Origin of the sequence: Amycolatopsis sp. NPDC006125, assembly GCF_040614195.1 — a bacterium.
GTDB lineage: Bacteria > Actinomycetota > Actinomycetes > Mycobacteriales > Pseudonocardiaceae > Amycolatopsis_E > Amycolatopsis_E tucumanensis.
In genome coordinates, this window is sequence record NZ_JBEXTZ010000008.1 from 63,363 (window position 1) to 80,930 (window position 17,568).

16 protein-coding genes and 2 tRNA genes are annotated in these 17,568 nt (G+C 71.5%); 8 read left to right on the forward strand and 10 right to left on the reverse strand.

From position 1 onward, the window contains the following. Positions 1–5: 5 nt before the first annotated feature. Together ABZ193_RS06625 and ABZ193_RS06630 are read right to left on the reverse strand one after the other, a co-directional pair. Positions 6–1,496 carry a DHA2 family efflux MFS transporter permease subunit gene (locus tag ABZ193_RS06625; RefSeq protein ID WP_237338217.1) on the reverse strand — a complete coding sequence of 497 codons (1,491 nt, stop codon included), beginning with the start codon at positions 1,494–1,496 and terminating at the stop codon, positions 6–8. Next, positions 1,493–2,572 (reverse strand): TetR/AcrR family transcriptional regulator, encoded by a 1,080-nt coding sequence (locus ABZ193_RS06630; RefSeq protein ID WP_237338218.1) that lies wholly within the window; start codon positions 2,570–2,572, stop codon positions 1,493–1,495. The genes ABZ193_RS06625 and ABZ193_RS06630 overlap by 4 nt, the downstream gene beginning before the upstream one ends. An 89-nt stretch (positions 2,573–2,661) precedes the next feature. Here ABZ193_RS06630 and ABZ193_RS06635 point away from each other — a divergent pair, with 89 nt between their 5' ends. From ABZ193_RS06635 to ABZ193_RS06650, 4 genes are all read left to right on the forward strand, one after another. Further along, the gene (locus tag ABZ193_RS06635) at positions 2,662–3,801 is read left to right on the forward strand and encodes a cytochrome P450 (protein WP_237338219.1); all 1,140 of its coding nucleotides are present in this window, start codon (positions 2,662–2,664) and stop codon (positions 3,799–3,801) included. Between the two features lie 32 nt (positions 3,802–3,833). Continuing rightward, complete coding sequence (locus tag ABZ193_RS06640; protein ID WP_237338220.1) at positions 3,834–4,874, forward strand: LLM class flavin-dependent oxidoreductase; 1,041 nt, start codon at positions 3,834–3,836, stop codon at positions 4,872–4,874. Between the two features lie 66 nt (positions 4,875–4,940). Continuing rightward, positions 4,941–6,521, forward strand: a complete 1,581-nt coding sequence (locus ABZ193_RS06645) for an AMP-binding protein (protein WP_354709183.1) — start codon at positions 4,941–4,943, stop codon at positions 6,519–6,521. Between the two features lie 41 nt (positions 6,522–6,562). Next, entirely contained in the window at positions 6,563–7,153 is a 591-nt protein-coding gene (locus tag ABZ193_RS06650) for a hypothetical protein (protein WP_354709184.1), read from the forward strand. 4 nt (positions 7,154–7,157) lie between these two features. On the opposite strand, the gene ABZ193_RS06655 is transcribed toward ABZ193_RS06650, so the two are convergent. The 7 genes from ABZ193_RS06655 to ABZ193_RS06685 all read right to left on the reverse strand — a co-directional run bounded on the left by ABZ193_RS06655 (position 7,158) and on the right by ABZ193_RS06685 (position 13,171). After that, positions 7,158–7,907: a lysyl oxidase family protein gene (locus tag ABZ193_RS06655; RefSeq protein ID WP_354709185.1), complete on the reverse strand. Its 750-nt coding sequence runs from the start codon at positions 7,905–7,907 to the stop codon at positions 7,158–7,160. A gap of 64 nt (positions 7,908–7,971) precedes the next feature. Continuing rightward, positions 7,972–8,373, reverse strand: coding sequence for a hypothetical protein (locus ABZ193_RS06660; RefSeq protein WP_354709186.1), 402 nt, complete (start codon positions 8,371–8,373; stop codon positions 7,972–7,974). 193 nt (positions 8,374–8,566) lie between these two features. Then, positions 8,567–8,639 (reverse strand) — tRNA-Arg (locus ABZ193_RS06665). Between the two features lie 42 nt (positions 8,640–8,681). After that, positions 8,682–8,771, reverse strand: a tRNA-Ser gene (locus ABZ193_RS06670). 62 nt (positions 8,772–8,833) lie between these two features. Next, on the reverse strand, positions 8,834–10,540 hold the full coding sequence (locus tag ABZ193_RS06675; RefSeq protein ID WP_237338240.1) for a phosphatidylglycerol lysyltransferase domain-containing protein: 1,707 nt from the start codon (positions 10,538–10,540) through the stop codon (positions 8,834–8,836). 24 nt (positions 10,541–10,564) lie between these two features. Further along, positions 10,565–12,532 (reverse strand): acetoacetate--CoA ligase, encoded by a 1,968-nt coding sequence (locus tag ABZ193_RS06680; RefSeq protein ID WP_237338241.1) that lies wholly within the window; start codon positions 12,530–12,532, stop codon positions 10,565–10,567. Positions 12,533–12,544: 12 nt separating this feature from the next. Beyond that, positions 12,545–13,171: a dienelactone hydrolase family protein gene (locus ABZ193_RS06685; protein WP_237338242.1), complete on the reverse strand. Its 627-nt coding sequence runs from the start codon at positions 13,169–13,171 to the stop codon at positions 12,545–12,547. A gap of 104 nt (positions 13,172–13,275) precedes the next feature. Between ABZ193_RS06685 and hisC the strand changes: the two genes are divergently transcribed. Beyond that, positions 13,276–14,328: a histidinol-phosphate transaminase gene (hisC, locus tag ABZ193_RS06690; protein ID WP_237338243.1), complete on the forward strand. Its 1,053-nt coding sequence runs from the start codon at positions 13,276–13,278 to the stop codon at positions 14,326–14,328. Here hisC and ABZ193_RS06695 read toward each other — a convergent pair. Further along, a complete protein-coding gene (locus ABZ193_RS06695; RefSeq protein ID WP_354709188.1) occupies positions 14,318–15,082 on the reverse strand; it encodes a sulfite exporter TauE/SafE family protein in 765 nt (254 codons plus the stop codon). The genes hisC and ABZ193_RS06695 overlap by 11 nt on opposite strands. A 54-nt stretch (positions 15,083–15,136) precedes the next feature. Here ABZ193_RS06695 and ABZ193_RS06700 point away from each other — a divergent pair, with 54 nt between their 5' ends. The 3 genes from ABZ193_RS06700 (at position 15,137) to ABZ193_RS06710 (ending at position 17,548) form a co-directional block, all read left to right on the forward strand. Continuing rightward, positions 15,137–16,192 carry a Vms1/Ankzf1 family peptidyl-tRNA hydrolase gene (locus ABZ193_RS06700; protein WP_354709189.1) on the forward strand — a complete coding sequence of 352 codons (1,056 nt, stop codon included), beginning with the start codon at positions 15,137–15,139 and terminating at the stop codon, positions 16,190–16,192. Positions 16,193–16,310: 118 nt separating this feature from the next. After that, positions 16,311–16,745 carry an ATP-binding protein gene (locus ABZ193_RS06705; RefSeq protein ID WP_027935629.1) on the forward strand — a complete coding sequence of 145 codons (435 nt, stop codon included), beginning with the start codon at positions 16,311–16,313 and terminating at the stop codon, positions 16,743–16,745. Next, positions 16,742–17,548 (forward strand): SigB/SigF/SigG family RNA polymerase sigma factor, encoded by an 807-nt coding sequence (locus ABZ193_RS06710; protein ID WP_027932948.1) that lies wholly within the window; start codon positions 16,742–16,744, stop codon positions 17,546–17,548. Before ABZ193_RS06705 ends, ABZ193_RS06710 begins: the two co-directional genes overlap by 4 nt. Positions 17,549–17,568 lie beyond the last annotated feature (20 nt).

The following is a 17,568-nucleotide window of genomic DNA, read 5'->3' on the forward strand; positions in this document are numbered from 1 at the left end:
ACCGGTCAACGTTCCAAGGGCTCGCGGCATTCCGCGGGGTGCAGCGGTGTGCCGGCCACCGCGCAGTGCACCTTCACCGGGCTGACCGGCGCCGGCTTCGGGCGGCCGGGCACGAACGCGAACGCGATCAACGCGCCCGCGACGAGCAGTCCGGCGCACACCAGCATCGCCGTGCGGTAGGCGGGCGCGAGCGCCGCGGGATCGGTCAGGCTGCCCGTGCCGATGCCCGCGACCAGCGGCAGCACCGCGACCGCGAGCAGCCCGGCGGTGCGGGCGATCGCGTTGTTCGCGCCACTTGCCACCCCCGCGTACCGGTCGTCGAGCGCGCCGAGCGCGGTCGCGGTCAGCGGCGCGACCGTCAGCGACAAGCCGAGCCCGAGCACCACGACCGCGGGCAGGACCTCGGTCAGGTACGACGGGCTCGCCGAGATCCGGGACAGCAGCACGAGAGCCACCGCGCACACGACCGGCCCTGCGGTCATCGGCAGCCGCGGCCCGGTCCGCTGCCCGAGCGCCCCGGCGCGCGCCGACAGCACGAGCATCAGCGCGGTCACCGGCAGCATCGCCGAACCCGCCGCGACCGGCGAGTACCCGCCGACGACCTGCAGGTTCAGCACGACCAGGAAGAACACGCCGCCCAGCGCGGCGTACACCGCGAACGTCACCAGGTTCGCCGCGGTGAACGCCCGCGACGCGAACACGCCGAGCGGCAGCATCGGGTGCCGCGACCGCCGCTCGGTCAGCACGAACGCCGCGATCCCGGCGACCCCCACGCCGAGCGCCGCCAGCACCGTCGGCGAGCCCGCGCCAAGCGCCGGCCACGCCGTGAAGCCGTAGCTCAGCCCGGCCAGCCCGAGCGCGCCCATCGCCGCGCCGGTGAAGTCCAGCTGCCGCGCGGCCTCCGGGTTGCGGGTCTCCGGGACGTGCCGGAGCGCGACCAGCACGACTATCGCCGCGAGCGGCACGTTGATCAGGAACACCAGCCGCCAGCTCGCCACCTCGACCAGCCAGCCGCCGAGGAACGGTCCGAGCGCCCCGGCGATCCCGCCGAGCCCGGACCACGCGCCGATCGCCTTCGCGCGGTCGTCGGGGTGGAACGAGGCCTCCAGGATCGCCAGCGATCCGGGCGTGAGCAGGGCTCCGCCGACGCCCTGCAGCACCCGGGCGGCGACCAGCGTCCAGATGTCCGGCGCGAGCCCGCAGAGCAGCGACGCGATCGCGAACCACGCCACGCCGAGCACGAAGATCCGCCGCCGCCCGAAGCGGTCGCCGAGGGAGCCGCCGAGCAGGATCAGCGCGGCGAGGCTGAGCGTGTAGCCGTTGATCGTCCACTGCAGACCGGCCGTGCTCGCCTCGAGGTCGCTGCCGATCTTGGGCAGCGCGATGTTCACGACCGTGGCGTCCAGGAACGTGACGCCGGACCCGAGAACGGTGGCGAACAGGACCCAGCGCCCGGCGGCCTGGCCGTACCGGAGCGAGGTTTCCGCCGTAGTCACGAGGACCGATCGTGGTTGGCCGTGGCGGCGGGCGCAAGTTTCCCTGCTGACACCGCGTGGCAGGCGCCGAATCCATCCGCGCGCGCGATGATCCGGCCGCCGGCCACGCGCACCGCCACCTCGGTCGCGTCACTGACCGCCGCCACCCCGGCCGCCGCGGCCAGCTCGCCCCGCTCGTCGCACACGACCCGCAGGCGCGGCCACGCGGCCTCGGGGAACGCCTGCCGCAGGCACGCGGCGACCTCGGTGATCACCAGGCGCGCGAGCGGCCCCAGCTCGGCCGGTTCCCCGGTGACCGCCACGAGCGTGACATCCAGCCCCGCCCGGACGGCTTCCTCCACGACGGCGAGCCGGTGCAGGCCGAGGACCGCGACGACGCCGTCGGACGGAAGCCGGACCGGCTCGCCGCGCACCAGGTCGACGGCCTCGCCGGGCGACCACGGCTCGTCGGCGGGGCGCGGGTGCGGGGACACCTGCGGCGGGGCCCACCAGTCGTTGAACGGCAGGTCGGCGAGCTGTTCACAGGTGCTGATCACGTCGAACGGCTCGACGAACCCGGGCGCCGCGACGGTGAGCTGACGCGCGCCGTGCAGCGACGTCAGCACCGCCCGCGCCCGGCGCACGTACCGCGCGGGTGGCGCGCCCGGCGGGGACTCCGGCGGGTCGAGCCGTTCCACCGCCAGCGCGAGCAGCAGCGCGCCGAGTTCCATGAGCTGCGCGTAGGGCAGCCGCACCCGCTCGTCGGCCATCACTTCGGCGGGCAGGTCGCGGGCCAGGCCGGCGTCCCGCACGATCCAGTCGCGGGCGAACGAGCCGACCGCGGACCGGGCGTCGGTGCCGGGCCTGCTGTGCGGGGACGGCTCCGCGCGGGCCGCGAGGTCGGCCAGGACCGCGAAGTACAGGGCCCGCTTGCCGGGGAAGTTCGAGTAGACCGCGCCGCGCGTGAGCTCCGCCCGCTCGGCGATGACGTCCACCTTGGCGTCCCGGAACCCCCGCTCCGCGAACTCCTCCCGCGCCGCGACCAGCACTTTCGCGCGGTTGCGCTCCTGCGTCTCCGCCCTGGTCAGCCGCGCCACGAAGCCTCCTCGTTGCCATCCGGACGAAGACCAAGATATCGTGCCCATTCAGATGACGTGAACATCTGAATCCAACATCTGGAGTGCGAGTGATTCCCGAGATCTCCCTGACCGACCCCGAAGTGCTGACCGACCCGTTCACCGCCTACGGCCGCGCGCGGGAGCAGTCACCGCTGGCCCGCGTCGGCGCGCCCGGCTTCGGCCCGGTGTGGGCCGCGACCCGCCACGAGACCGCGCGAGCGGTCCTGTCCGATCCCCGCTTCGAGCTGACCGCGAACAGCTACCAGCGCCCGGACGTGCCCGAACACTGCCGCGCGTACATGCGCACGATGTCCGAAGTGGAGGGTCCGGAGCACGCCCGGCTGCGCCGCCTGGTGTCCCCCGCGTTCTCCGCGCGCCGCGCACTGGACTTCCGGCCACGCGTCGAACCGCTCGTCGGACGGCTGCTCGACGACCTGCCCGCGGAGGCCGACCTGCTGCGGGACTTCGCCCGTCCGCTGCCGATGGACGTGATCTGCGAGCTGGTCGGCATCCCCGGCGAGGACCGCCCGCAGTGGCGCGAGTACGGCATGGCGGTCGCGAGCGGCCACGGCCCGGCGTTCGCCGCCGCGATCCCCGGCGTCATGGCCGGCGCGCAGGCCGCCATCGCCCGTCGCCGGGAGGAGCCGGGTGACGACGTGCTCGCCGACCTGATCCGGGCCGAGGACCGGCTCAGCGACACCGAGATGGTCACGCTCGTGTGGCACCTGGTGCTGGCCGGGCAGACGCCGTCGAACCTCGTCGCGAACGCCGTGGCCGCCCTGCTGGAGCACCCGGACCAGCTCGCCGCGCTGCGTGCCGACCCAGGACTGATGCCGCGCGCGGTGGACGAGTTGATCCGCTGGTGCGGGCCGACGCTGATGACGATCCCGCGGTACGCGCGCGAGGACGTCGAACTGGAGGGCGTGCTGATCCGCGAGGGCGAGGCGATCGTCGCGGCGGTCGCGGCGGCCAACCGGGATCCGCGCGCCTTCGAGGATCCGGACCGCTTCGACGTGACCCGGCCCGGCGGCGGGCACCTCGGCTTCGGGCACGGCCCGCACTTCTGCCTCGGCGCCGCGCTGGCCCGGGTGCAGACCGAGGTGGCGCTGACCGCGCTGCTGGCCCGGGAGTTCGAACCGGTGAAGGTCGAGCGCATGCCGGACCCGGGGACCTGGCGGCTGTCGAGCCTCGTCGTCCGATTTAGTTGACGTGTCATCATCCGCTGGTTACCTTGGGAGGCATGGAACTCGGCATCTACAGCTTCGGTGACCGCCCGGCCGACCCGGTCACCGGCGAACAGCTGTCCGTCTCGGCGGCGCTGGCGAACACGCTGGAGCGGATGAAGCTGGCCGACGAGCTCGGCTTGGGGTTCTACGGCCTCGGCGAGCACCACCTCGACTCGTACGCGATCTCCAACCCGGCCACGGTGCTGGCGGCCGCGGCGAGCGCGACCTCGAAGATCACGTTGTCGACCGCGGTGTCCGTGTTGAGCACCGAGGACCCGGTGCGGCTCTACCAGCAGTTCACGACGCTCGACCAGCTCAGCGGTGGCCGGGCCGAGCTGCTGGTGGGGCGCGGGTCGTTCATCGAGTCGTTCCCGCTGTACGGCGCGGACCTGGAGGACTACGACGCGCTGTTCGAGGAGAAGCTCGACCTGTTGCTGGCGCTGGACCGCGAGGACCCGGTGACGTGGTCGGGCAAGTTCCGCGCGCCGCTGCGGGGTGCGCGGGTGCTGCCGCGGCCGTACGGCGAGCACCTGCGCATCTCGGTCGGCACGGGAGGCAACCAGGACTCCTCGATCCGCGCCGGCGCGCTCGGGCTGCCCGTCGTGTACGCGATCATCGGCGGCCGCCCGGAGCGGTTCGCGCCGCTGGTGGAGCTGTACCGCCGAGCGAGCGAGGTGTCCGGCAACGACCCGGCGACACAGCACGTGACGATGAGCGCGATCGGGCTGGTGGCGCGGAAGTCGCAGGACGCGAAGGACACGTTCTACCCGTACTGGCTGGAAACGATGAAGTACGGCGCGCGGGCCCGCGGCTGGGCGGTCCCGACCCGCGCCGAGTACGACGCGTACACCGCCGGGGCGTCGTCGCTGTTCACCGGCAGCCCCAACGAGGTCGCGGACCGGCTGATCACGGTCGGGAAGCTCGTCGGAGCGGACCGGTACGCCATGCAGATGGACTGGTCGGGGGTGCCGCAGAAGCACGTGATGACGGCGATCGAACTGCTGGGCACCGAGGTGCTGCCCCAGGTACAGGCGGAGTTCGGCCCTACCGAGTGAATTGAAACTGAGGTATCGTCTGCCGGAACGCGGTCACCGACGCCCCGCGTCAGGAGGACGAGACTCGTGACTTCGGCCAGCTCTCGCACGCCACTGGTGGACGCCGTCCGGACGGACCTGCCGAGCCTGCTGCGCAAGCGCGCCGCCGCGCAGCCGGAGCAGGTGTTCGTGGAGTCCTTCGACGGCACGACCTGGACCTACCGGGAGGTGTGGGACAAGGCGGCCGCGGTCGCCGGCTGGCTGTCCGCGGCCGGCTGCGGCAAGGGCGATCGCGTCGTGTGCGTCACCGGGAACCGGCCCGAGATCCTCGCGGTGCTGTTCGGCGCCAACCTGATCGGCGCCATCTTCGTGCCGCTCAACCCGGAGCTGAAGGGGCAGTTCCTGGGCCACCAGCTGGCGAACTCGGAGCCGGCCGTGGTGTTCGTCCAGGCCGACCTGCTGGAGACGGTGCGGGACGCGGGACTGCCCGGTTCGGTCCGCGAAGTCGTGGTCTTCGGCGAGCCGCGGTGGGACGAGGTCGTGGCGCACGCCCCGATCGCCGAGCCCGCCGAGCTGGCGCCATCGGACATCTCCACGATCCTCTACACGTCCGGCACGACCGGGCCGGCGAAGGGCGTGCTCCTCCCGCACGCGCACTGCGTGCTCTTCGGCGCCGGGATCGCGACGCACCTTCGGATGACCCCGGCGGACAAGGAGTACGTCGCCCTGCCGCTCTTCCACGCGAACGGCCTGTTCATGCAGGTCGGCGCGGTGCTGTTCGCGGGCGCCCAGTTCTACCTGGCGAAGCGGTTCAGCGCGTCGGGGTGGCTCCCGGACGTCCGCCGCACCGGCGCGACGATCACCCACCTGCTCGGCGTGATGGCCGATTTCGTGCTGAACCAGCCGCCTTCGGACGCCGACCTGGACCACGGGCTGCGGGCGGTGCTGTCGATCCCGGTCTCCGACGAGGGCGCCCCGGAATTCGAACGGCGCTTCGGCGTCGAGGTGCTCCACGGATTCGGCATGACCGAGTGCAACATGGTGGCGTACTCGACCTCGGGCCGGAACTCCGGCAAGGCACTGGACGCGTTCGAGCTGGCCATCGCCGATGCGGAGACGGGGCAGCTGCTCCCGGCAGGCACCGTCGGCGAGATAGTCGTGCGCCCCCGGATTCCCGGCGCGTTCATGGCCGGGTACTTCAAGATGCCGGACAAGACCGTCGAGGCCTGGCGTGACCTGTGGTTCCACACCGGGGACGCCGGTTTCCTGGACGAGCAGTCGCGGCTGCACTTCGTCGACCGCATCAAGGACTGCATCCGCCGCCGCGGCGAGAACATCTCGTCGTACGAGGTCGAGCAGGCCGTGTTGCATTACCCGGGGATCGCGGAGTGCGCCGCGGTGGGCGTGAAGACCGACGACGCCGGCGGCGAGGACGAGGTCATGATCTGCGTCGTGCCGGACCCCGGAGCGGAGATCGACCCGTCCGCGCTGACCGAGTTCTGCCGCGAGCGCATGCCGAAACACATGGTGCCCGGCTTCGTCAAGGTGATGACCGAGTTGCCGAAGACCGCGACGGGCAAGCTGCAAAAGGCCCCGCTGCGCGCATCAACGAACGGCGCGGCAGACGTGCGGCGGCGGCACGCGGCTCAGCCCAGGATCTCCGCCTAAAGTATCCGGGGACGAGCGAACACTCGACCTGGGGGAGATCCGTGAACCTGCAGCAGCACGACCAGTTCCACGTCCACCAGCGGGTCACCATGATGGTGAACCGCTACGAGGTGTTCACCGACGACGGCAACGGCGGGCCCGGCGCGCTGGTCGCGTTCGTCGAGCAGAAGCGGATGACCTTCCGCGAGCAGGTCACCCTCTACGCGGACGAGAGCAAGCAGCACGTGCTCGCCGCGTTCCGTGCCCGCAAGGTGATCGACCTGGCGAGCGGCTACGACGTGACGACCGGCGACGGGCAGCCGATCGGGGTGTTCGGCAAGCAGTTCGGCAAGTCGCTGCTGCGGTCGACGTGGCGGCTGGAGCAGCCGGGCGTGCCGCCGGTGGAGATCAGCGAGCGCAGCATGGCCCTGGCGCTGTTCCGCCGCGTCTGGGACTTCCTCCCGTGGGTCGGCGACATCCCGTTCCCATGGAAGTACCACTTCGACTTCGTCCGCGACGGCCAGCTGGTCGGCAGCTTCGAAAAGAAGACCCGGTTCCGGGACCACTACCTGGTGCGCGTCGCCGACCCGTCGCTGGACCGCCGGCTGGTGCTCGCGCAGGCCGTGGCGCTGGACGCGCTCCAGTCCCGCTGACGGCCTAGGCCGCCGGGCCGTAGCCGAGGATCTTCACCGACGTCCCGCTCTTGCGGCTCGTCACGGCGATGTCCACCCACGTCGAGTTGTTGGCGCGGTTGCTTTCCACGAACAGGCCCTGGGCGTCGGCGGTGGCGATGAGCCGGTACTGGCCGTTGGCGAGGCCGGTGATGTCGATGTACTGGTCGGGCAGCGTCCACGGGTACCGGTCGCCCCAGCCGACGGACAGGCCCATCGACACCGTCAGCGAGTCGAGGTGCCCGCAGGTCTCCGGCGAGTACACAGAGGACTGCGGTGCGCCCGGCAACGTGAGGCGGTAGGCGTCGGTGTCGAAGAAGCAGAAGCCGCCCTTCGACGAGGTGCCGACCTTGCTGCCGTTGTCGAGCCGCACGAGCTGGTAGCTCTCCAGGTCCCGCACGTGCCAATGGCCGTGGCCGTCCCCGCCGTACACCAGGCTCGCCGGGACGCCGACCGAAACGCGGGAGCCGTCCGACTGCGGAACACGTTGGGAGACCACGAAGGACGACGACTCGGACGCCCGGTCCGCGACGAGCTCGAACGGCCCGCGCCCGACGTTGACGATCGTCGCCGAGAAGCGGAGCTGCCGTTGCCCCGAGGCGGTCGTGGCGATCTTGAGGTCACTGATGCGCGCCATGCCGAGGTCGGGCTGCAGCGGCTCCGCGGCGGACGCGATGCCGGGGACCTGGGTGAGGAGCGCGGCCGCCAGGACGGCCGGCGCGAGACGACGGATCACGGGCACCTCCGGCGAGGGCGGGCCGGGCACGCTCCGTGTGATCGTGCCCGGCCGCTGACGGTGTTCACTTGGGGTCGGGGAACTTCTTGTCGTCGACGGAGAAGCACAGGTGGCTGAGGCCGTAGGGCTTGCCGCTGTTCGGGTTGAGCGGGGCGGTGAGGCCGGTGTCCGACGTGACCGGCGGGTCGTAGTGGTACCAGTTCGCGTTCGGGCCGCCCTTGACGATCACGTCGCTCACCACGGCGTCACCGACGGTGTAGAAGCTGAACGACGATCCACTCACGACGATCCGAACCGGACCGTAGGTGCCACTGACGACGGGGTCGATCTTGATGCCACCGTCGCAGGACGGGTTGCCACTGATGAAGACCGGGGTGACCGAGGCGGCGGACGCGGTGGCCGAGCCGAGCACACCGGCCACGGCGAACATCAGGCCGACCACGAGCAATCGGAAGACTTTCGTCACGGCTCCTCCTCGAGCGGTGCGACAACGGTGCTGGTTGGTCGCGGCCGACCCAGCCCCTGTTGCACCCGAAGAGGAGGAATCCCCCACTGGGGTCATACCGCCCAGCGCCGGGCGCGTCCTCGAACCACCCTGAACAGCACGAAGCCCCTCTGTCGCCAGAGGGGCTTCGTGGTCTTGCTGTCTCAACCAGACGCGCGCCCGAAGGGATTCGAACCCCTAACCTTCTGATCCGTAGTCAGATGCTCTATCCGTTGAGCTACGGGCGCTTGTTCAGTTTTCACTCTAGCACTCGGGGTCCGAGTGCCTTGCGGAGGCTCCGGGATTTGAACCCGGGAGGGGGGGTTACCCCCAACCGCATTAGCAGTGCGGCGCCATAGACCAGACTAGGCGAAGCCTCCCGGATCACGACCACTGCTGAGATAGCGTACACAGCCCCTCGAAGCCGCGGCAAAGGACCCCCTCATCTCCGCAACAACCGCCGCAACCTGGGGGAACGTCCGGCCAAGCCCTCGGCCTCGAAGACGGCCACCCCGACCCGTGGCAGCTCGCGCACGCCCGGGTACACCAGGTACCTGGGCACCCACGCCGGCTGGAACTTGGCGTTGAACCGGTACAGCGACTCGATCTGCACCCAGTGTGACATCCATCCCAGGACCTTCGCCGAGGCGCGCGCCACCGGGCCCGCCCCGATCCGCCTGCCCTGCTCCATCAGCTTCCGGAACGCGGCGAAGTTCAGCGAGACGTACCTCACACCGTGATCCTTCGCGGCCAGCAGCAGCTCCGAGATCATCAGCTCGTTGATGCCGTTGTCCGCGGTGCGATCACGGCGCATCACGTCCAGCGACAGCCCGTCGTCGCCCCACGGCACGAACTGCAGCAGCCCCCGCACCACGCCGTCCTGCTCGGCGGTCACCAGCACCGACCCGGGATCGCCCATCCGGCCCAGCGCCATCGAGAACCCGCGCTCGGTGTCGCTCCCGCGCCACTTCGCCGCCAGCGCCTCCAGCTCGGCCAGCTCGCCCTCGGCCAGCTCCTCCGACCGCCGCACGCGCACCGCGTACCCGGCCCGCTTCGTCTTCGCCACCGCCTGGCGCACCCCGCGCATCACGCGGCCCTCGAGCGTGAACGTGGCCGCGTCGACGACCGCCTCGTCGCCGATCTCCAGCACGTCCAGGTCGTACCGGGCCCACGCGGTCGCGCCCAGCTCCGAGCACCCCATCGCCGCCGGGACCCAGCCGTGCCGGCGGCAGACGGCCAGGAACTCCTCGATCGCGCCCGGCCAGGCCTCGTTGTCGCCCAGCGGATCGGCCGACGCGATCGCCGCGCCGGCGATCACCCGGTACGTCACGGCCGCCTTGCCGGTCTTGGAGAACACCACGAACTTGTCGTCGCGCAGCGCGAAGTACCCGAGCGAGTCGCGGGCGCCGTGCTTGTCCAGCAGGGCCTTCAACCGGGCCTTCTCGTCCTCGCTCAGGTGCGGCGCCGGCTCGGCCGAGCGCAGCAGGAAGTACGCGGCGAGCAGCACCGCGCCCAGCCCGAACAGCAGCCCGACCGTGGCGGTCAGGTCGTCCATCCACTCGACGTGGAACTCGGCCGGGCCGCTGACCCCGAACAGCGCCAGCGCCGCCTCGGCCATCCGGTCCGGGAACGACAGCGGCGCCATGAACCGGGACGGCGCGACCGACAGCAGCGCGACGTTGATCACGAACCCGGCCACCAGCAGCTGCAGGAACACGCGCAGCGCGACCCACTTCCCGGTCACCGGGTCGGGCAGCGCGACGAAGTGCCGCCGGTTCAGCACCAGCGTCACGGCCAGCGCGACCGCCACCACCCCGGCGCCGAACACGTGCTGCATCCCCAGGTGCGACACCGCCAGCACGACGCTGGCGGCCAGCGCGAGCTGCCAGGCCCGGCGCTTGCGCCGCTTCAGCCCGGACGCGAGCATGATCAGCAGCACCCCGACGGCCAGCACGACGGCGGCCGCGGCCGTCGTCGCCTCCTGGGGCAGCCCGAGCCACACCGCGACGTGCCCGCGCATGCCGCGCCGCCCGGCGGGCAGGACGACCGAGATCACCGCCAACAGCCCGACCAGCCTGGTCACCCAGGTGATCGCCACGACCGACGCCGCGCCCGTGACGCGCCAGACGGCCGGCCGCTCCCCGGTCAACGTCCTCCCGGACACCCCTGCCCCCTAACTCCCCCTGGCCATGTCGACGAACGGTTCGAGTGCCCCCGGGTTGGCGAGCGCGTCCCGGCTGACCGCCCGTTCCGGCGCCACCCCGGTCAGGATCTTCTTGACCGGCACCTCGCACTTCTTACCGTTCAGCGTCCGCGGCACCTCCGCCACCTCGATGAACCGATCGGGTACGTGTCGCGGCGAGAGGCCGCGCCGCAACTGGGCGCGCAGCTCCGGCTCGACCGCGGCAAGATCCGCCCCGGGCGCCATCACGACGAAACACAGCAGCTCACCGTCGGTATTCCCGGCTCGCGTGGTGTCGATGACGAGCGAGTCGGCGATCTCGTCGAAGCCCTCGACGATGCGGTAGAACTCGGCGGTGCCCATCCGGACGCCGCCGCGGTTGAGCGTCGAGTCGCTGCGGCCGTAGATCACCGCCGAGCCGCGCGGCGTGATCCGGATCCAGTCGCCGTGCCGCCACACGCCCGGGTACATGTCGAAGTAGGCCTCGCGCAGTCGTGACCCGTCCTCGTCGTTCCAGAAGAACACCGGCATCGACGGCATCGGCTTGGTCACCACGAGCTCGCCGACCTCGTCGACCACCTCGCGGCCGTCCTCGTCGAACGCCGTCACCGCGGCCCCGAGCGCCCGGCAGGACAGCTCGCCGAGCCACACCGGCACGTCCGGGGCGGCCGCGACGAACGCTGCGCACAGGTCGGTGCCGCCGGACACCGAGCAGATCTGCACCGACCGGCCGACCTCGTCGGCGATCCAGCGGAAGCCGTCGTCGGACAGCGGCGCGCCGGTCGATCCAAGCGCCCGCAGCGCGGACAGGTCGAACGAAGCCGCTGGGCGGATCTTCGCCTTGAGACAGCTCTGGACGAACGGCGCGGACGTGCCGAAGTACGTGATCCGCTCCTCGGCCGCCAGCCGCCACAGCGTGTTCAGGTCGGGGTGCCCGGGGCTGCCGTCGAACATCACGATCGTCGAGCGCGCGAGCAGCCCGGCGATCAGGAAGTTCCACATCATCCAGCCGGTGGTGGTGAACCAGAAGAACTTCTCGCCCGGCCCGAGGTCCATCTGCAGCACCGTCGCCTTGAGGTGCTCCAGCACGATCCCGCCGTGCCCCTGCACGATGCCCTTCGGCAGGCCGGTGGTGCCGGACGAGTACAGCACCCACAGCGGGTGGTCGAACGGCACCGGCTCGTAGGCCATCTCCGCGCCGGCGTGCCGGGCGAGCAGCTCGTCCCAGGCGAGCGCGCCGTCGACCGTGCCGCCGCCGGCGTAGTCCACCAGCACGGTCGCCGTCAGCGACGGGATCCGCGTCCGCAGCTCCTCGACCGTCGGCCGGACGTCGAAGGACCGTCCGTTGTAGACGTATCCGTTGATCGCGACCAGGACCTTCGGCTCGATCTGGGTGAACCGGTCGCTGATCGCGCGGACGCCGAAGTCCGGCGAGCAGGACGACCAGATCGCGCCGAGGCTCGCGGTGGCGAGGAACGCGACGAGCGTCTGCGGGCAGTTCGGCGCGAGCGCGACGACGCGGTCGCCGCGGCCGACGCCGAGCTCGACCAGCGCCGCGCGCATCGCGGCCACCTGCTCGCGCAGCTCGCCGTAACTCAACCGGGCGGACAGCCCGTCCTCGCGGCGGAAGATCACCGCGAGGTCGTCGTCGGCGCCGGTCAGGGCGTGCTCGGTGTAGTTGAGGGTGCCGCCGGGGAACCACTGCGCGCCCGGCATGCGCGTGTCGCCGAGGACCGCGCTCGGCTCGGCGTGCCAGCGGATGCCGAGGAACTCCGCCGCCGCGCCCCAGAACTCCGCGGGCCGGTCGACGGAGAACCGCCACAACTCGTCGTAGTCGTCGAGGGACACGTCGCGCTCCGCACGCAGCCAGTCGCGGAACGCCTGGATCCTGCTCGCGGCGACCCGCTCCGGGTCCGGCCGCCACAACACTTCCGGGGTCTCAGCAACGTCGGTGGTCACCCCGGGAGCGTATTAGCGCAAGTGGGCGTCGAACCAGCTCAAAGTCCGCTGCCAGGCCTCGACGGCGGCCTTCGGGTCGGCGTCGAACCGGTGGTTGGCGCCCGGGTAGCGGACCACGTTCGTGGCCACCCGGGCTTCGGCGGCGGCCTCGCGGAGCTTCTCGACCTCGGCGGCGCCCAGCTCGTCGCCGGCGTCGCCGTACAGGCCGAGCCACGGGCTGACCAGCTCGCGCGCGATGTCGACCAGCCCCGGCTTCTCGGCGACGCGGTGCCCGCCGACGCTGACCGCCGCGCCCAGCTTCCGGTTGGCGGCGACCAGCAGCGCGGCCGTGCCGCCCAGGTCGAAGCCGACGACGCCGAGGAGGTCGGCCTGCACGCCGCGCTCGACCAGCCAGGCCAGCGCGATGTCGGTGGCGGCCAGGACGCTGTCCGGCGTCGGCGTGTCCTCGATGTGCGGCGCGGCGGCCAGCCAGCCCTCCGCGGCCAGGCTCGAGATCAGCAACCGCACCCCGTCGGTGATCCCGCCGACCTCGTGCAGCACCACGAGCCCACCGCGGACGACGTTCTCGGGTTCGGCGTAGGTCAGCTCGATCGCCCGGCCGTCGGTCCGCTCGTAGTGCGAGGTGTGCGTCTGCGTCATCGCACTACTCAACCATCCCCGGGTGAACGGGAGTCAACACCGATCGCGATCAAGTGTTCGGGATAACGTGGCAGCAGCGCGTTCGACCCGAAGGAGTGCCCGCCATGTCCGTGCGTACCCGTCCCGATCTCGGCTCGCTGCCCGCCTACGTCGCCGGGCGGACGGTGCCGGGCGCGATCAAGCTCGCCAGCAACGAGGTCCCGGGCGGCCCCCTGCCGAGCGTGCGCACCGCGATCGCCGACGCCGCCGCGGACGTGCACCGCTACCCGGACATGGGCGTGACCGCGCTGGCGAACCGGCTGGCGCGCAAGTACGACTTCCCGGTGGAGCGCGTCGCGGTCGGCTGCGGTTCGGTCGCGCTGTGCCAGCAGCTCACGCAGGCCCTGTGCGCGCCCGGTGACGAGGTCGTGTTCGCGTGGCGCTCGTTCGAGGCGTACCCGATCGTCACGCAGATCGCGGGCGCGACCTCGGTGAAGGTGCCGCTGGACGCCACGCACACGCACGACCTGGACGCGATGCTCGCCGCCATCACGCCGCAGACGAAGCTGGTCTTCGTCTGCAACCCGAACAACCCGACGGGCACCGCGAACCGCCACGAGGAGCTGGTCCGCTTCCTCGACCAGGTGCCGCCGCACGTGGTCGTCGCGCTGGACGAGGCCTACCGCGAGTTCGTCACCGACCCGGACGTGCCGGACGGCATGGAGTTCGCGCGCACCCGCGACAACGTGGTGGTGCTGCGGACCTTCTCCAAGGCCTACGGCCTGGCCGGGCTGCGGGTCGGCTACCTGGTCGGCCCGGCCGAGCTGGCCGAGGTGGTGCGCAAGGTCTACATCCCGTTCAGCGTGAACTCGCTGGCGCAGATCGCCGCGCTGGCCTCGCTCGACGCCGAGGACGAGATGCGTGAGCGGTGCGCGGCGATCGTCACCGAGCGGCAGCGCGTCGCCGACGAACTGCTCGCCCTCGGCTACGAGGTGCCCGAGACGCACGCCAACTTCGTGTGGCTGCCGCTGGGCGACCGCGCGCTCGAGTTCGCCGAGCACTCGCTGGCGAACAAGGTGGTCGTGCGGGCGTTCGCGGGCGACGGCGTGCGCGTCACGATCAGCACCCGCGAGGAGAACGACGCGTTCCTGCAGGCGGCCCGCGGCTTCAGCCGTTGACCACCAGCTGCACGATCGCGGCGATGCCGACCACGACGATCACGCCGCGCAGCACCGGCGCGGGCAGCCGGCGCCCGATCTTGGCGCCGAGCTGCCCGCCGAGGGTGGACCCGACGGCGAGCAGCGCCACCACCGGCCAGCTGACCGGGGCGATGAACGCGTAGACGATCCCGGCGACCACGTTGACCACGGCGGCGAGGACGTTCTTGATCCCGTTGAGCCGCTGCAGCGGGTCGGTGAGCAGCATGCCCATGAACGCCATCAGCATGACGCCCTGCGCCGCGGTGAAGTACCCGCCGTAGATGCCGACCAGGAAGATCAGGAACAACACGAGCCCGCCCCGCGAGCCGCCGCCCTTGCCGGCCTCGCGGCGGCGCGCCACCCACATGGACACCCGCGGCTGGATGATCACCAGCACCACGGCGAGCCCGACCAGCACCGGCACGACCGTCTCGAACGCGTTGGGCGGCAGGGAAAGCAGCAGCACCGTGCCGCACACCGCGCCGATCGCCGACGGCACCGCGTACCGGGCGACCCGCCTGCCCTGGCCGGTCAGCTCGTGCCGGTAGCCGATCGCGCCGCTGATCGTGCCCGGCGCGAGCCCGATCGCGTTCGACGTCGTCGCGGTCACCGGCGAGTAGCCGAGCGCGACCAGCACCGGGAACGTGACGAGCGTGCCGGACCCGACGACCGTGTTGATCGTGCCCGCCCACACCCCGGCCAGGAACACGACCAGCGCCTCCCACCACTGCATGACCCCATCAAACCCTGGCGTTTCACGGCGCCGACCGACGGGTAAGAAGCGGGCATGGACACGACGACCTTGCGCCCGCTGGTGACCGCGACCGGTCCGTTCACGTCCGTCTACTTCGAGGACTCGCACGACACGGCCGACGCCGAGAAACAGCTCGAGCTGAAGTGGCGTGAGCTGAAGGACGCGCTGACCGCCCAGCACGCCCCGGACGGCGCAGTGAGCGCGCTGGAGAGCGCGATCCTGGACGGCCCGCGCGCGACCGGCCGCAGCGGCCGCGCGCTGCTGGCCGCCGGCGAACGGGTCGTGGTCGACGAGCACCTGCCGAGCCCGCCCGCGAGCACCATCGCCAGGGTGTCCGACCTGCCCTACCTGCTGCCGCTGGCGCGGTACGGCGAGCTGGCGCTGCCGCACGTGGTCGCCGAGGTCGACCAGGTGAGCGCGACCGTCAAGGCCTTCGACGAGCACGGTCACGAGATGGCCGCGGAGGAGGTCAGCGGCCAGGACCACCCGGTGCACCACACCCGTGGCGGCGGTGAGGCGCACCACCGGATGCAGCACCGCACCGAAGAGGTGAAGCGCCACAACGTCGCCGACATCGCCGGTGTGATCGCCCGCCTGGCCGAGCAGACGAACGCGCAGCTGATCGTGGTGGCAGGCGAGGTGCAGGGCCGCAAGGCCGTGATCGACGAGCTGCCCGAGGCCGCCAAGTCGATCGCGCGCGAGGCCACGCACTCCGACGTGGCCGACGAGCTGGCCGAAGCGGTCCGGCAGAGCCGTCTCAACGACGTCGTCCAGCAGTTCCGCGACGCGCTGAACCAGCCGGACGGCCTTGCGGTGCAAGGGCTCGAGGCGGTGACGGCCGCGCTGCGCGAGGCCAATGTGGAGACTCTGCTCGTCGGGGATCCTGGCGAGGACGTGGTGTGCACGGGGCCGACCCCGGCGCAGATCGCGCTGGGTGAGGAAGAACTCAAGGCCTACGGCGCCACGGAGATCCACCGGTGCCGGGCCGACGAGGCGGTCCCCGCCGCGGCGATCGCCGTGGACGCGGACCTGGTGCACGTCGACGAGGAGCTCGTCGAGGGGTTCGGCGCGATCTTGCGCCATCGATGAGGAGTACAGCCATAACAGCAGCTACGGAATGCTTCCAGACGGTAACCGGACCGAGCGAACTTCCCTCGTTCGAGGCATGATGGTTCCGAAGCAACACTCGAACGACGGTGAGGTGAACGTGACGGACTGGGAGCCACCGTCCTTGCGCGCGCAGAACGAGATCGAACTCTGGCTCGGTGCCGACCTGGCACACCTGCCGATCGTCCGGTCGGTGGTGGCGACGCTCGCCACCCGCGCCGACTTCGACCTGGACTCGATCGCCGATCTGCGGCTCGCAGTGGACGAAGCGTGCTCGACGCTGATCACCCGGGCACTGCCGGGCTCCACCATGCGCTGCCGGTTCGCCGTCCAGGACGACGAACTGCGGTTCCAGGGCACGGTGCTGTCGGACAGCGACAGCGCGCCGAGCACGAAGTCGTTCGGCTGGCGGGTCCTGAGCACGCTCACGGACTCCGTCGACGCGCACGTGAAGTCGAACGGCCAGGGCCACCAGGTGGACATCGAACTCGCCAAGCGACGGGTCGCCGTCGACGTCCCAGGGGCAGGCGCGTGACCGGTTCCCGGACCGAGCCGACACAACCCACATCGTCGAACGAATACGGCCACCTGGCCCCGCTGTTCGACGAGCTGGCGAGCCTGCCGGCCGATGACCCCCGCCGCGCCGCCCTGCGCGACGAGCTCGTGACGGGGCACCTGCCCCTGGCCGAGCACATCGCGCAGCGGTTCTCCGGGCGCGGGGTGGCGAAGGAGGACCTGGTCCAGGTCGCCACCGTCGGGTTGATCAACGCGGTGGACCGGTTCGACGCCAGCCGCGGCTCGGACTTCCTGTCCTTCGCCGTGCCCACGGTGATGGGTGAGGTGCGGCGCCACTTCCGGGACACCGGCTGGCTGGTGCGGGTGCCGCGCCGGCTCAAGGAGCTGCACCTGTCGATCTCCAGCGCGAGCACCGAGCTCGCGCAGCGGCTGGGCCGCGCGCCGACGCCGAGCGAGATCGCGAGCCACCTCGGCGTGAGCCAGGACGAGGTCTACGAGGGCCTGGAAGCGGGCAACGCCTACCACTCGATGTCGCTGGACGAGGTGCTGTCCGGCGACACCGAGAACCTCGCGCTCGGCGACACGCTGGGCGAGGAGGACGCCGGGCTGGAGGGCGTCGAGAACCACGAGGCGCTGCTGCCGCTGATCCAGGAGCTGCCCGAGCGCGAGCGCAAGATCCTCGGCCTGCGGTTCGTGCACAACATGACGCAGACCCAGATCGCGGAGCGGATCGGCGTTTCGCAGATGCACGTCTCCCGGCTGCTCGCCCGCACCCTGCAGCGGCTGCGCGACGGGCTCACCGAGCAGGACGGAGAGCTGTGACCAGCGGTTTTGCGGAGCGC